General features: G+C 49.1%; 10 protein-coding genes. All 10 read left to right on the plus strand.

Translation table 11 applies throughout. The features are described from left to right. Positions 1 to 78 precede the first annotated feature (78 nt). The 10 genes from MKY24_RS04855 to MKY24_RS04900 all read left to right on the plus strand — a co-directional run bounded on the left by MKY24_RS04855 (position 79) and on the right by MKY24_RS04900 (position 14279). Complete coding sequence (locus MKY24_RS04855) at positions 79 to 2997, plus strand: S-layer homology domain-containing protein (RefSeq protein WP_339201500.1); 2919 nt, start codon at positions 79 to 81, stop codon at positions 2995 to 2997. A 63-nt stretch (positions 2998 to 3060) separates the two neighbouring features. Then, entirely contained in the window at positions 3061 to 7113 is a 4053-nt protein-coding gene (locus MKY24_RS04860; protein WP_339201501.1) for an S-layer homology domain-containing protein, read from the plus strand. Between the two features lie 136 nt (positions 7114 to 7249). Beyond that, a complete protein-coding gene (locus MKY24_RS04865) occupies positions 7250 to 7738 on the plus strand; it encodes a hypothetical protein (protein ID WP_023987171.1) in 489 nt (162 codons plus the stop codon). Between the two features lie 281 nt (positions 7739 to 8019). Continuing rightward, positions 8020 to 9021, plus strand: coding sequence for an iron-siderophore ABC transporter substrate-binding protein (locus tag MKY24_RS04870; RefSeq protein WP_028542061.1), 1002 nt, complete (start codon positions 8020 to 8022; stop codon positions 9019 to 9021). A 125-nt stretch (positions 9022 to 9146) separates the two neighbouring features. Continuing rightward, entirely contained in the window at positions 9147 to 10127 is a 981-nt protein-coding gene (locus MKY24_RS04875; protein WP_231517218.1) for an iron ABC transporter permease, read from the plus strand. Beyond that, on the plus strand, positions 10124 to 11167 hold the full coding sequence (locus MKY24_RS04880; RefSeq protein ID WP_023987174.1) for an iron ABC transporter permease: 1044 nt from the start codon (positions 10124 to 10126) through the stop codon (positions 11165 to 11167). The genes MKY24_RS04875 and MKY24_RS04880 overlap by 4 nt, the downstream gene beginning before the upstream one ends. Before the next feature lie 13 nt (positions 11168 to 11180). Next, positions 11181 to 12002, plus strand: a complete 822-nt coding sequence (locus MKY24_RS04885) for an ABC transporter ATP-binding protein (protein WP_339201502.1) — start codon at positions 11181 to 11183, stop codon at positions 12000 to 12002. Continuing rightward, positions 11971 to 12753 carry an IucA/IucC family C-terminal-domain containing protein gene (locus MKY24_RS04890; protein WP_053324715.1) on the plus strand — a complete coding sequence of 261 codons (783 nt, stop codon included), beginning with the start codon at positions 11971 to 11973 and terminating at the stop codon, positions 12751 to 12753. Before MKY24_RS04885 ends, MKY24_RS04890 begins: the two co-directional genes overlap by 32 nt. A 332-nt stretch (positions 12754 to 13085) precedes the next feature. Then, on the plus strand, positions 13086 to 14111 hold the full coding sequence (locus tag MKY24_RS04895) for an ATP-grasp domain-containing protein (RefSeq protein ID WP_023987178.1): 1026 nt from the start codon (positions 13086 to 13088) through the stop codon (positions 14109 to 14111). A 36-nt stretch (positions 14112 to 14147) separates the two neighbouring features. Further along, positions 14148 to 14279 (plus strand): hypothetical protein, encoded by a 132-nt coding sequence (locus tag MKY24_RS04900; RefSeq protein ID WP_256703678.1) that lies wholly within the window; start codon positions 14148 to 14150, stop codon positions 14277 to 14279. Positions 14280 to 14304 lie beyond the last annotated feature (25 nt).

Here is a 14304-nt window from a genome sequence, read left to right on the forward strand (position 1 = left end):
GTTCAGAATTGGTTCAGAGGCGGATGATAAGATCTTTTCACTAATAACAAGAATGAACCGTTCACGGGGGAGAGTCTGATGAATCAAGAAACAAATAAAGAATGGCAAAAAGTGCTGATGGTGACGTTGCTGGCAGGTATGGCATGGGGGCCCCAGCTTGTTCATGCGGAAACGAAAGGGGAGACGTCAGCGATTGTGACTAAAGCCAGTACAGTATCTTTTACAGATCAGTCCACTATGTCATCCCAGGCATTACAGGCGGTACAGGAGGCTGTGAAGCAAGGACTGATCACGGGTTATCCAGATGGTTCTTTCCGTCCAGATCAACCGTTAACGCGTAAGGAAATGGCAGCTTTGCTGGCTAATGCACTTAAGCTTGACGCAACGGAGAAAGCAGTAACTTTTAAGGATACGCAGGGGAGTTGGGCAGCTTCTTATATAGAAGCTGTACGTGCGGCAGGTCTAATGACCGGAGATGAATCAGGTGCTTTCCGTCCGGATGCTGCAGTGAGTCGTGAGGAATTGGCAGCCATTCTGGTGAGAGCGATTGGAGGAACCCATGTTCAAGGCGGAGATGTTCAGGACATTTCTGATGGGGATCAGGTGAGCGCATGGGCCAAAAGCAACGTAGAGGCAGCTCTCAAACTGGGATTAATGGATACGCCGGATAATCGGTTTGACTCTAAAGTACAGGTAAAACGTCAGGATATCGCAGCCTTTTTGGTGAATGTATTCCAATCGGGTGAACGGACGGGAATCCTATCTCGTATCGACGGGGATATCGCCTATATGGATGGAAAGCCCTATTTGATCGGCCAGCAATTGAAGCAACTGTTCGGAGCAGACAATGTGCCGGCGCTTCAAGGGGCTACCCTGACCTATCAGGCATCGAACCGAAACGTAGCTGATCTGTCAGCACTTCAAATTGTGCAAAGTGGTACAGCCCAACAACCGGTGACTTTGTATAGCAAAGGGACAGAATTTAAAGGCAAGTTAGCTATTGCAGCGGATTATGTGCGTATTCAAGGTGATACGTTACCTCAGGTAACCTTGATGCAGGGTGCCAAAAATGTAGAGATTCATGCAGACGTAAACGAAATGATCGTGGATACGCATGAGCCTATTCAGATTCAGGGAAGTGGTGTATGGCAGCAGCTTAAACTGAATTTTGCCGATACACAGGTACGTCTCGCCAATGGGATACAGACTGTACAGACCCGTCTTGCGGAGCGGGGAACAGAGACTCAAATTATACGTGATACCACGTTGGGTGCATCTTCGGATACATCCTCAACAAGCACTAAAAAAAGTTCATCTGGTGGTGGCGGTGGCAGTTCTACAACGAATCCAACGCCAACATCTAATCATGTACCTGTCTCAGCTATCGTTCCTGCCGATCAGTATGCCATTTTGGGTTCTGGAGATACGCTAGTGGATTTGAAAAATGTGTTTTACGATGCCGATCAGGATGAACTGTCGTACCATGCGGTCACTTCGGATGTATACGTAGCAGAAGCAGAAGTGGCAAATCAACAGCTTACACTAAAACCTAAATCAGTAGGAAGCACGCAGGTATTTGTTACGGCAGAGGATGGAAAAGGCGGTAAAGCGAGCGTGTTTTTCAGCTATACAGTGACCAGCTCTACTTATGAGGAGGACATTAATCACAGTCCTGTCGCGAGCAACAGCCTAAATGACATTCCTTTGCTCTTAAATGAAGGTGGCAAGCAGATTAGCCTGTCTGACTTGTTTAACGATGAGGATGGCGATGCACTGACCTACACGGTGGAATCGGCTTCGCCAGAAGTGGCCACAGGAGAAGTAACAGGCGATCAGCTTATGCTTACGCCGCTTCAAGCCGGCATTAGTCTAATGACGATAACAGCCCATGACGGCAAGGGAGGTACAGCCTCACTTCAGTTTGCTGCTATGGTGAATGCGCCTTTGCCTGATCCGCAGCCTGAGAATCACATACCTGTGGCTTTACCTCATTTACCTATCGTAGTTGCTAATGTGTTGCAGGACAAGCTGATGCTGTATCCGGGCTCGTTATTTATGGATCAGGATGGCGACACCTTGACGTATACCATAACTTCCTCCAACCCCCTAGTAGGCAGTGTGGCGGAGAATGGAGAAGATTCATTTGTAACACTGCATAATGCTGGTATTACGATGATTGGAATTACGGCGAATGATGGACGTGGGGGCGTTTCTTTCACTTCATTTATGCTGCAAGTTGAAGCTCCTCAACCAGTAAATCATCGTCCGGTAGTGACCCGTGTGCCTGAACCTCAATATTTGGACCCGGGAGATGGTCAGCAAATATTGCAGCTGAATGATATGTTCTCTGATGAGGATGGAGACACGCTGACCTATACTGTGGTGTCTTCTGATCCATTGGTGGCAGGGGGGCAGGTAGAAGGGAATGCACTTTTCATACAACCTTTGCGTAATGGTCTGACGTTCCTTACGATTACAGCAAATGATAATCGGGGTGAAACGACATCTTTTACGATTCCAGTGATTGTTGAGAAAAGAGACTTGTTCATTTCCGAAGTCGTGTGGCAAGGCGAACCGGATTATCTGGACCAGGCGATTGAATTGTATAACCCTACCAACAGACCGTTGGAGAAAAATAGAATATGGATTGAGCGATCCGACCAACCAGACCCGATTATTATAAATGCCAATGACGGAGATGTAATTATGCCTGGGCAAACATTTGTTATTGCGGATGATCTGAGTTCATTCGTATCGGAGGAGTGGTATTTTACCTTCCTGCAGTTACAAAATAACAATTCGGAACCTGTTACGCTTAAGCTGTATTATAACAACACGCTTATAGATATCGCAGTTATTGGTCAAGGGCAGGCATTGGGACGGAATAGCGGTACGGTCATTGGTAATCCAGACCATTATCAATCTGGTGAATGGAATGTTGAGGGGACGAACTACCCTGTTAATTTAGGAGTCTTTATCGGTCGTCCTCGGCCGTAAAACATACGTATCCTATGATTTTAAATACATGATTACATTTATCGGTGGGGAGAGAATTGCACCATGAAAAATAAGAAGTTAACCGCTCAGCTGGCAGCTGCTTTGCTGCTGCTGACCCCCTCGTTTCCTGCCGGAGCAGAGCAAGCTACCGTGATAGATACGGCTTCCGTATCCAAGGGGTCCACACGGAACAATACTGCCACCTGGACGGATGTACAGAAGCTTACAGCACAGCAATTGGAACAACTACAAAAAGCCCGTGAACTCGGGATTATCCAAGGCGATCCCGCCGGAACGCTCAGACCTGAGCAGAAGCTCACACGTCAGGAGCTAGCCGTGCTGCTAGTCAAAGCGTTGCAGCTTCCGACGGGCAACTTGGACGGCGCTGCCTCCTTCACGGACGTGCCCGCCGATAGCTGGGGGCGCCCGGCTATAGAGGCAGCCCGTAAGGCCGGGCTGATGCAAGGCGACGCCAACGGACACTTCCGTCCGAATGACCTGATCAGCGCCCAAGAACTGGTCGCGCTGTTGGTCAGGTCCGCTGGGACGGGTACGTCTGCGGGCACGCCCGCCAGCACAACCGACTCGCCGTCGGCGCAGACGCTGCCGACGGCGTGGAAGGACGCCAGCCCGTGGGCGACCCCGATGATTCGGGCGGCGCTGAATGACGGGCTGATGAGTGAATTTGGCGGAAATCTGCACGCCAAAGACTCGGTAAGCCGCGTAGATGCGGCCAGCCTGCTCGTATCTGCTTTGTTTCCACAGGAGCGTGCTTCGCAGCTCCAGGAAATGGACGGCAAGCAGATACGGATCAATGGCATCGCTTATGACGTTGCAGAGCCGCTGCGCGGCATTTTTCACGCGGATAATCAGGCCGCGCTGCGCAACGCAGGCATCCGTTTCCATGCCATAGGCCGGACGGTGGATAAGGTCACTTGGCTGGAGCTTCGTAGCAGTGGGACTTCGGCTCGTGACGGCGAAGCGGAGTTCAGCGGCAACGTTGTGCTGGACGGACACGGCTCTACGTTAAACGGAGATTTGGTGATTGCCGGGGATTTTACATCGGTGCTGCATTTGAAAGTGGAACAGCAGTTAACGGTGGATGCCCGGGTGCAGCAGGATTTTTATGCACAGGATGTACAGGTACAGGGACAGACCCATATTAACGGCGGAGATAACAATACAGTTGTATTTGATAGCTCAACGTTGACACAAATGGATGTCACAAAACCGGACGTTCACGTTGTACTCAGTGGTACCGCAAGCGCGACAGTCATGAACGTGCAATCCAACGCAAGCATTGAGGTTAGCGTCGATGCATCCTTGCCGCAGCTGAATGTTAATGAAGGGGCGAACAAAGTCAATCTTCAGGGAACGGTTCAGACCGTTCAGGTAAATGGCAGCCAGTCCGTCGAAATGACAGGTAATAGCACGATCCAGCAGCTGACCGTCACAGGGACGGGTGCCTTGGAATTGAAAAATACAGGTAGTATTGAAAATATTCAAGTCAGCAACCCGGCAGCAAGGGTGAATGTGAGTGGAAATGTACAGGTATCTGCGGTCACACTGGGTACAGGAGTAGCTTCCAACGCTGTTACGGGTCTAGCTGTGGCAAGTGTAACAGGTACGTCCTCATCTTCTGGAAGCTCATCCGGTTCATCTAGCAGCGCTAACCGTTCACCGGAAGTCGTGAATGCTTCTGTAGAGCGTGTAATTACAGAAAGCGCTGGTGAACAATTGTATGATTTACGCCAATTCTTTACCGATCCTGATGGGGATATCTTGACCTTCTCGGCAGCTTCTCTTCAATCCGGCATCGTACGGGCGTCCGTATCGGGCAATACATTAAAGCTTACGCCGGTCAGTGTCGGAAAAGCATCCATCAGTGTATCGGCTAATGATGGACGGGGAAAAAGGGTGTCGTCTACCTTCAAAATTATCGTGAATGGCAATCCTGTATCTGCAGATATACCAGATCAGGCGCTTACTGTGGGACAGTCCGACTCGGTACTGCATTTGAACGACTATGTTCAGGACCCGGAAAATGCTAGCTTAACGTATCAGGTTACTGTTGATAATCCTGCTGTAGCGTCGGTGGTGCTTACAGGAGATGAATTGCGTTTGAGTCCGCTTCGCGCGGGCAGTACGATCGTTCATGTCACTGCCAATGACGGACAGCAAGGAGAAGATGGCAGCACAGGCCAAAAGCAGATTGAATTCAAGCTAACGGTTCAGGGCACTCCTAACCATGCTCCGCATGGACAAGACCCTCAACCGCTAACCGTCACATTGGGTCAGCCGAATACGACGCTGGATCTTTCCACGATATTTACGGATGTAGATGGTGACCCGCTGGTGTTCACAGCGACCAGTTCGGATGCTTCTATCGTGCAGACTGCCATAACGAGCGATCAGCTATCTTTGCAGTCGCTGCAAGCGGGGAGTGTAAGTATTACCCTGACGGCAGACGACAGCAAGGGTGGAACAGATACAGTTACCTTGATTGTAACGGTTTTGCCTATACCGAACAGTAGCCCGGTGGTAACCCGTGTACCAGACGCGGTACATCTGATTTTAGGCAAGGCTGACGGAACCGTGGATCTGTCCACTATCTTTGCCGACCCGGATCATGATCCGATTCGTTATGAAATCAGTTCGTCTGATCCAGCCGTGGCAGCTGCTACAGTTCAAAATGAACAGCTTGTCATTCATGGGCTGACTAGCGGCAATACCGTGATTACCATCACGGCTAAAGACGATAGAGGCGGAGAGATTAGCACAGACCTACAGGTCCATCTATTGGAAAATGCAGTTATTACAGCAATTCCTGAGCAGTTGCTTCAATTGGGAGATGCTGCATCAGAACTGGATCTCTCGCCGTTCCTGTTGAACTGGGATCTAGCATCCCTGTCAGTGACAGCAGACACGTATGATCCAGGAATTGCTACGGCCCATATGAATGGTCAGAAACTACAGCTAAACCCAGTGAGTGTAGGAACCACAAGTGTAACACTCAGTGTGTATGATCAGTACGGACGTGCAGAGGGAGCGACGTTCCCGGTTACCGTCAGCATGCCTCAGCTTAATCAAGCTCCTCAAGTCATAGCGGCTATAAACGAGCAGGTATTGACTCCCGGAGTTACACAGCAAAGGGATTATGATCTGCAACAACTGTTCTATGACGAGGATGGGGATGAGCTGCGATTTACAGTCAGCTCCAGTGATCCGACGTTGGTGAGTGCATCGCTTAATGGCAGCATTTTATCACTGGCTTCGGGTACAGGCAGCGGCCTTGCTGAAATTACTATTACGGCTGCGGATGATCGGGGTGGCTCAGTTCAATACACGTTGAATACACGCAACGCGGAGCTGGTTTCCGGCGGTATCACTCCGATTGGGGTTAAATATGGCTTGCCGCACAGAACCGTGGATCTGTCCAGTTATTTCCCAGGACAATCTAAATTCCTGGTATATAGAGGAACACCATCATCGACATTCCTCGGTCCTGTAGAACTCATGGGCACCTCCATCCCCCTTTCCCCCGAACCTTTACTGGTATGGGTAGTAGGAGCAGATGGAAGGGCTGCTGTGTTTCAGGTCCAACAGGAACCACAGCAAGCGCCTGCTGTATATTTCTCGCAATATGTGGATGGCGGGGATGGAAGAATTGTTTTGCAATTGCATTATAACGGGAATGGAGACCCTTCCCATCGGGCAGACGGTTACTCACTTGAGTTTCATCAATGGATGAAGAAAACAAACCAAATGAAAGTTACCACTTTACCGATTAATCCGCTTTATCCTGCCATGCCATATATAATCATCGACAGTATCTTTTATGATTTCATGGATATTACGAATGCTTGGTATTTCAATGATGAGGGCGATTTCTACAACCCGAGCGAATTTAATACCGTTGCATATGTTTTAAAATACCAAGGACAAGTGGTAGATGTATTAGGAAATCCAAATTCGCATGAGCAATTTGCACCGCAAGGAGGAACGTTCGTCCGCAAGCCAGGAATATCCTACGGATCGTCTGCCTATAATCAGCCAGATGAGTGGAATGCGTTTCCGAAAGGGACCTATCAATATGTCGGCACTCATACACCATAAACGGTATGCTTTGCAGCACCAAGGAGACTCCTGTCCCCTCGAGAATTTTTTAAGAGTCCAGCTTAAGTAGGTCGTAGGAGTTGCTGGCAGAGCGACTATATTTCAGGTTCATCAGGAACCACAGGAGGCATTTCTTTTGTTTTTTTCACAATATGTCGATGGTGGAGACGGTCGCATCGTGCTGCAATTGTTTTACAACCGAGAATGTGACTTCTCTCATAAAATAGAAGGATATGAGCTGGAGGTTCACCAATTCATGAAAAACACGAACCGCATGAACGTATCCAGCATAGCGCTATATCCGGTTAATCCAGTAATTCCGTATCTGATCATAAACAGCATCTTTTACGATTTCATGGATGTCACGAATGTTGCCTATTTTAATCAAGAGGGTCATTTCTACAACCCAAGTGAATTTAATACGGTCGCATATGTACTGAAGTATCATGAAACTGTGGTAGATGTGATTGGAGAGCCTCATTCGCAGAATCAATTGTTTCCTCAAGGGGGGACATTTGTTCGTAGACAAGGTATATCATGTGGCTCACCCGTTTTTAATCAGCAGGATGAGTGGATTGTATACCCGAAAGGTACTTATCAATATGTAGGCAGGCATACACCTTAATCGGTATGTTTGTCCGCGATCGCTGTCTTTTGAAGACAGGTCATAAATTCTTATAAAGGTGTAACCCAACAACTATGGAGGGTTACACCTTTTTGTATACTGAGCATTTTGTATTCATCCAAGCCTTTACTGTACAAGGAGATTTTCAACATGAAACTAGAGGCACGGGGAGTTCTTCCACAGCAGTATCAATATGCTTGAACAATGTACTCAACTGAATTACAATACAATTGATAATGATTTTTAATATCAATTAGGATGAGAAGGGGGAGTTGAACTACATGTTTGGATTGACAAAAAAGCTACATATTTATATAGCACTTATTCTGATGATATCGGTGCTGGCTGGTTGTGCCTCGGGTGGAACTACAGGGACAACTGACCCTTCAAGCAAGTCTGCAAGTGGTAATAAGAGCAATACAGTAGGCAGTGGTGCGGACGAGCAGACCAGAGTTATCAAACATGCCATGGGTGAAACGACAATTAAGGGAACTCCGAAGAGGATTGTAACCTTGTTTCAGGGTGCCAATGATGTTGTTGTTGCACTTGGTGTGAAGCCAACGGGTGTTGTGGAATCCTGGGTTCAGCAACCCGTATATAAATATTTGAAAGCGGATCTGGATGGCGTGACGCAGGTAGGTCAGGAATCACAGCCGAATCTGGAAGAGATCAACAAGTTGAAGCCGGATCTAATCATTGCCACCAAAACAAGACATGAGGATATCTATGATCAACTGTCCCAGATTGCTCCAACGGTAGTTACCGAGACGTTGTTTGACTGGAAAGAGACGGTAAAGACGGCTGGTGAAGCGATGAATATGAAGGAACAGTCGGACAAGTTGCTTGCCGATTGGGATGCAAGGGTAGCGGATTTCAAAGGCAAAATGGGTGACCGTCTTCCCATTGAAGCGACTATTACGAATTTCAGAGCCGATCAGGTTCGCATTTTCTATATGGGATACGCCGGGAAAATTTTGAAAGAGCTTGGATTTACCAGACCGCCTGGACATGATGAAGACACCTGGGGTGTGGAGTTGACTTCGAAAGAGAACATCCCGGATATGAACGCAGATATGATCTTCAACTTCAATTCAGGTACGGAAACAGAAGCTATTGAGAAAAATTATAAGGATTGGACCAGCAGTCCGCTCTGGAAAAATCTCGATGCGGTAAAGAATAACCAGCTGGTACAGGTTGATGAAGTGGCCTGGAACATGGGAGGCGGATACACATCGGCCAACATGATGCTGGACGACCTATACAAGCAGTTCAATCTGAATTAATGGGAGCAAGACCTGCCATGCACCAGGACATCGTATACGAAGTGTATGGGCAGGCAGGTCTTTTTGCATTTCACGAATGAAAGAGTGAGAATATGTTTCCCCTTTTTACGAAGGCAAGTACGAAGATGTATGGACTATCCGGCTTATTCATTTTACTATTACTCGCCTGTGTAGCCAGCATGATACTGGGACGCACACACATAACATTTCAAATAGCAGTGGATGCACTACAACACTATGACGAAAGCTCAGTGGAGCATGTCGTACTTCTGACAGAACGTTTACCACGCACAATTATTGCCGCTGTTGTTGGTGCAAGTTTGGCGGTGGCGGGAGGACTCATGCAAGCGCTAACTCGTAATCCGCTCGCTTCACCAAGTGTGTTTGGGATCAATGCGGGCGCCATCTTTTTTATCGTTATTGCCATCGTGGTGCTGTCGGTGTCCTCGCTCAGTACGATGATGTGGTTTGGTTTTGCTGGGGCAACCATTGCAACAGTGATTGTGTACGCGCTTGGGTCCATCGGTCGTGATGGTCTGACTCCCATCAAGATTGTGCTGGCGGGTACCGCCATCTCTGCACTTTTTGCTTCGTTCACGCAGGCAATCCTGGTGCTGGATGGAACGGGATTACAGGACGTGTTGTTCTGGCTTGCAGGTTCAGTGAGCGGTCGGACACTCGACATGCTGTATCCTGTACTGCCATATATGACGGTTGCCATTGTGGTATCCCTGTTTATGGGCCGGGCGATCAATCTGCTCCTGACCGGTGATGATATCGCCAAAGGCATGGGACAGAACGTGCTACTGGTTAAGCTACTTATGGGAGTCGTTACGGTATTGCTAGCCGGTGGTTCTGTTGCGGTGGCCGGTTCGATTGGTCTGGTAGGATTAGTTGTACCGCATATCATGCGGGCGTTTGTTGGCAACGACTACCGCTGGCTTGTTCCCTACTGCATTCTGGGCGGCGCCATTTTGTTATTGGCGGCGGATGTTGTTGCACGGCTGATCATCATGCCGCAGGAGGTTCCGCTTGGCGTTATGACAGCGCTCATTGGTGGTCCCTTCTTCGTCTATATTGCCCGCAAGGGGGGGACGAAGATATGAGGAAGATGATTACTTTTCGCAATAAGAAAGATACGTTATCCTTGCAAATGGAGCGCAAATCGCTGTTCATCATCGGAATCTGTATGGTTTTGGTATTGATTGCATCCATTCTAGGAACTAGTGTGGGTAATGATTTCATATCTCCGCTGAATGTGCTGCAGACGATTTTCGGTCTGGGCGCAGGCGATCATGACTTTGTCGTGTTGACGCTAAGGCTGCCGCGTGTGCTGTTATCGTTGCTTGTTGGTGCAGCACTAGGCATGTCCGGTGCCCTATTGCAGGGGATTATTCGTAATCCGCTCGCTTCACCGGATGTGATCGGGATAACGGGAGGAGCTGCCGTTGCCGCTGTAGGTTTTGTCACCCTGCTGGGTGGAACCATCAGTATCAAGCTGTTGCCGCTGTTTGCCATTATGGGCGCGATGATTACCACAATCATCATATATCTTCTTGCCTGGAAAAAAGGAGTAAGCCCGATTCGACTGGTGTTGATCGGAATCGGAGTGTCAGCCATTACGGGGGCCGGGACGACCTTCATGCTGATTCTTAGTCCATTCTATACGGCTGGTCAGGCGTATATCTGGCTGACGGGGAGTGTGTATGGCGCATCGTGGACCGATGTCAGAACGATCATCCCGGTGATTGTAATCGTGCTTCCGTTGGCGATCTGGTTTGCCCGTAGTCTGAACGCACAGGAATTCGGGGATGATCTAGCCACCGGGCTGGGGGTCACTGTACAGCGTCATCGTTCAGCACTGCTACTGTGCAGTGTACTGCTGGCCGGGGGTGCTGTAGCTGTCGCGGGGACGATTGGTTTTGTCGGTCTGATTGCGCCGCATATTGCCCGGAAGCTGGTAGGGCGTATGTTTGGCAGCATGCTCATCGTTTCGGGACTGGTCGGTGCCCTGCTTGTATTTGCTGCTGATCTGATTGCCCGTACAGTATTTCTGCCGCTCGATGTTCCGGCAGGGGTATTTACCGCCGGGGTAGGAGCACCGTTTTTCCTGTATCTGTTGTTCAAGAATCGAAATCAGTTTTGAGGAGGAGAATGCTGTGAGTATTCTGGAAGCCAAGGACCTTACGATCGCCTATGGCGCAGAGCCTATTATTGAGAATCTGAACCTGACTATTCCCAAGGGGAAAACTACTGTCCTGATTGGCAGCAACGGTTGCGGAAAGTCCACCTTGCTGCGAACGATGGCGCGACTGCTGAAGTCCAGTTCAGGCTCGGTGCTGCTGGATGGCGAGGAGATTGCGAAGTTGCCTACCAAGGAAATTTCAAGACGTATGTCCATTCTGCCGCAAGGCCCTTCTGCTCCAGAGGGACTGACAGTGAACCAACTAGTTCGGCAAGGACGGTACCCACACCAGACCTGGCTGAAACAGTGGTCAGGTGTGGACGAACGCATGGTCAGGCTCGCGCTGGAATCCACACATCTGACTGCTCTGGCTGATCGGCCCGTGGACGCATTATCCGGCGGACAACGCCAGCGTGCCTGGATTGCGATGACACTCGCACAGGGAACAGAGACCTTGCTGCTGGATGAACCAACGACTTATCTGGATATGACCCATCAGATTGATATTCTGGATCTGCTGTTCGATTTGAATGAACGGGAGGGGCGCACCATAGTGATGGTTCTTCATGATCTGAATCTTGCGTGTCGCTATGCTCACCATATCGTGGCTGTCCACAACAAGTCCATCTACGCGGAAGGAAAACCGGAAGACATTGTTACGCAGGACATGGTCCGCACGGTCTTCCAGATGGAGTGCGACATTGCGGTTGATCCGCTGTTTGGCACACCAATGTGCATTCCGCACGGGAAGGGAAGGAAGTTAAATGAAACCACACGCTACAGCCACTTGGCTTGATGATCAAGAGATGCAGGCCTTGGCTGCCGAATACCGTTTGACCTGGGAGCCTTCGACAGATCGTACATTTTCGATGCCATTTACGGACTTGCTGGACCCGTCCAAAAGCCTGAACTATTTGCAAGGGGTGAGTAGCATCTTTGAGACGGATTCTGAAACGGCTACTGTATCTCTCTTTGCTAAACGGTATGCTTACTTGATTTTGGCTTCGGGTCTCTATGCCATGTCACGCTTCAACAAAGGCCTAAATTATGAGATTGCCAACGGCACGATCGAATCCAGTTATCAGGGGGAGGCATGGCTCCCCAAGGCTCGTCTGACTAATTGGCAGACGACCTCACCGGAGGCGGATCAGCGTGGCGTATGGAGAGATCAGGTGATTGAACAGATGTTCGCCGGTAATCTGGCCAAGGTGTGGCAATCGCTGTCCAAGGCAACGCGGGTTTCACGTTCAGTCCTGTGGGAGAACACGGCCATTTACGTATACTGGCTCTATGAGAACAAGTTTGCTGAAGGAGCCACGCCTGAAGAAAAGCAGCGTGTCGAAGAGGACTTCCATTATCTAATTCGTGATGCACCTGCACATCTCTTTGGTGAATCCCGTAATCCGCTCAAGCAGTTTAACACGCCCAAGCGGGCAACAGCTGTCTCAGATACACCCATTCGTGTGCGCAAAACCTGTTGTTTCTATTATCTCGCTGCAGATGATCCAGAAGATTACTGCCCAACCTGCCCCAAATTAAAGCATTAATGCCGATGATCATCATCCACATCCCCAGCCTATACTTCATTGCATCTCAATACAGCGAATAGCACAGGCAAGCTTATGACATAACGAAATTCAGAGCTTGCCTTATTTGTTGTGCCCATTGTTCCATGAACACTCCTTCATTTGGGGATTCTCTCCCTGCAAAAACCATCTTATTTTTCCTAAAAAGCTTATTATTGACAAGGTGACTGAAATTGCCATAAAATAGATTTTGTTTGAAACTGATAATCATTATCAATATTATTTCCATCAAATCAATCCGATGAAAGCACAACCAGGAGCGAACGCCTTCATTCGGTCGGGGAGGATTTTCATTGTTTCCGAAAGGAATTCATAATCTGCAAAACCGACTCATCATAAGCAAAGCAAGAGAAATGGGAATGACCTGCGAGCCACTTCTCGCAGAATGTGAAGATTTTTTGGAATTATCCTATGGGGATAAGCGCAGAGTCATTAATAAAACCAGATCGCATCGTCTACCCTTGATCGCTGGACTGCTCGCCAAGAACAAGCAGGTTTGTAATATGCTACTGCATGAGCGGGGAATGCCTGTGCCGCCGTTTATCGTTATCGAGGCAATGGGTGACAAGGCAACGCAGTTTCTGAAACTGCATCGTTCCGTTGTAGTGAAGCCGCTGGACGCAAGCGGCAGTGCAGGTGTGACACTGGACGTTCGAACAAACGAGGAACTGGAAGCGGCTATTGCCCGGGCGGGTACCCATAGTAACAGCATCATGCTGCAGCAATTCGTAACGGGTGTGGATTACAGGGTACTGGTCATTAACGGGGAAGTGGCGGCAGTAAATGAGTATCGACCTGTCTATGTAGAAGGAGACGGCACCTCAACCATCCGGGCGTTGATTCGAATGTTGAATCAGCAGCGAATCCAGCATACCAGTATAGGGAAGTTCGAGGCCTTTCCCAAGATTAATGAAGACGCAGAGCCTTTGCGAAAGGTTCTGCTTGGACAGGGAATCACACTGGAGGAGGTACCTGCGGCAGGAAGGGAGATCGAGCTATATGATCTTCGCAATTCGGCCGCCGGGAACATCAGTGAATTTTATATGGACTGTACGGAAGCGATTCTTCCTGACAATGCACAAATGGCAATTGAGGCCGCAGGAGCCCTCCGGATTGATGTGGCTGGCATTGATATCCGTTGTGAGAATATCCGCCAGCCGCTGACAGGAGATCAGGGAGGCATTTTGGAAGTCAACGCATTGCCGGACCTGACCCACCATGTCTTCCCCTTTGGGGGGACCACACGTGATGTCGTCCGGTTGTACCTGGAGTATCTTTTTCAGATGGAACATCATTTCGAAAAGTCGATTGCAGAATAAGGGCAAATCATTGCTTGTTCTGGCTCAATAGCCCGCTTGCGTTTTGCGTTGTTCTTGCTCCTATGGTGTGATCGGTATATTCGAATGGACGTGCCTGCCCGCCGCAAGCGGTGGCATCCATCCAGCATTCCGCTGCTGGTCAGCAGTGTAGGTACTCTGGATGATTAGTCTGCTAATGGTTCAACGGGTCAGA

Source organism: Paenibacillus sp. FSL P2-0322 (assembly GCF_037975315.1).
Classification (GTDB): Bacteria; Bacillota; Bacilli; order Paenibacillales; family Paenibacillaceae; genus Paenibacillus; species Paenibacillus polymyxa_B.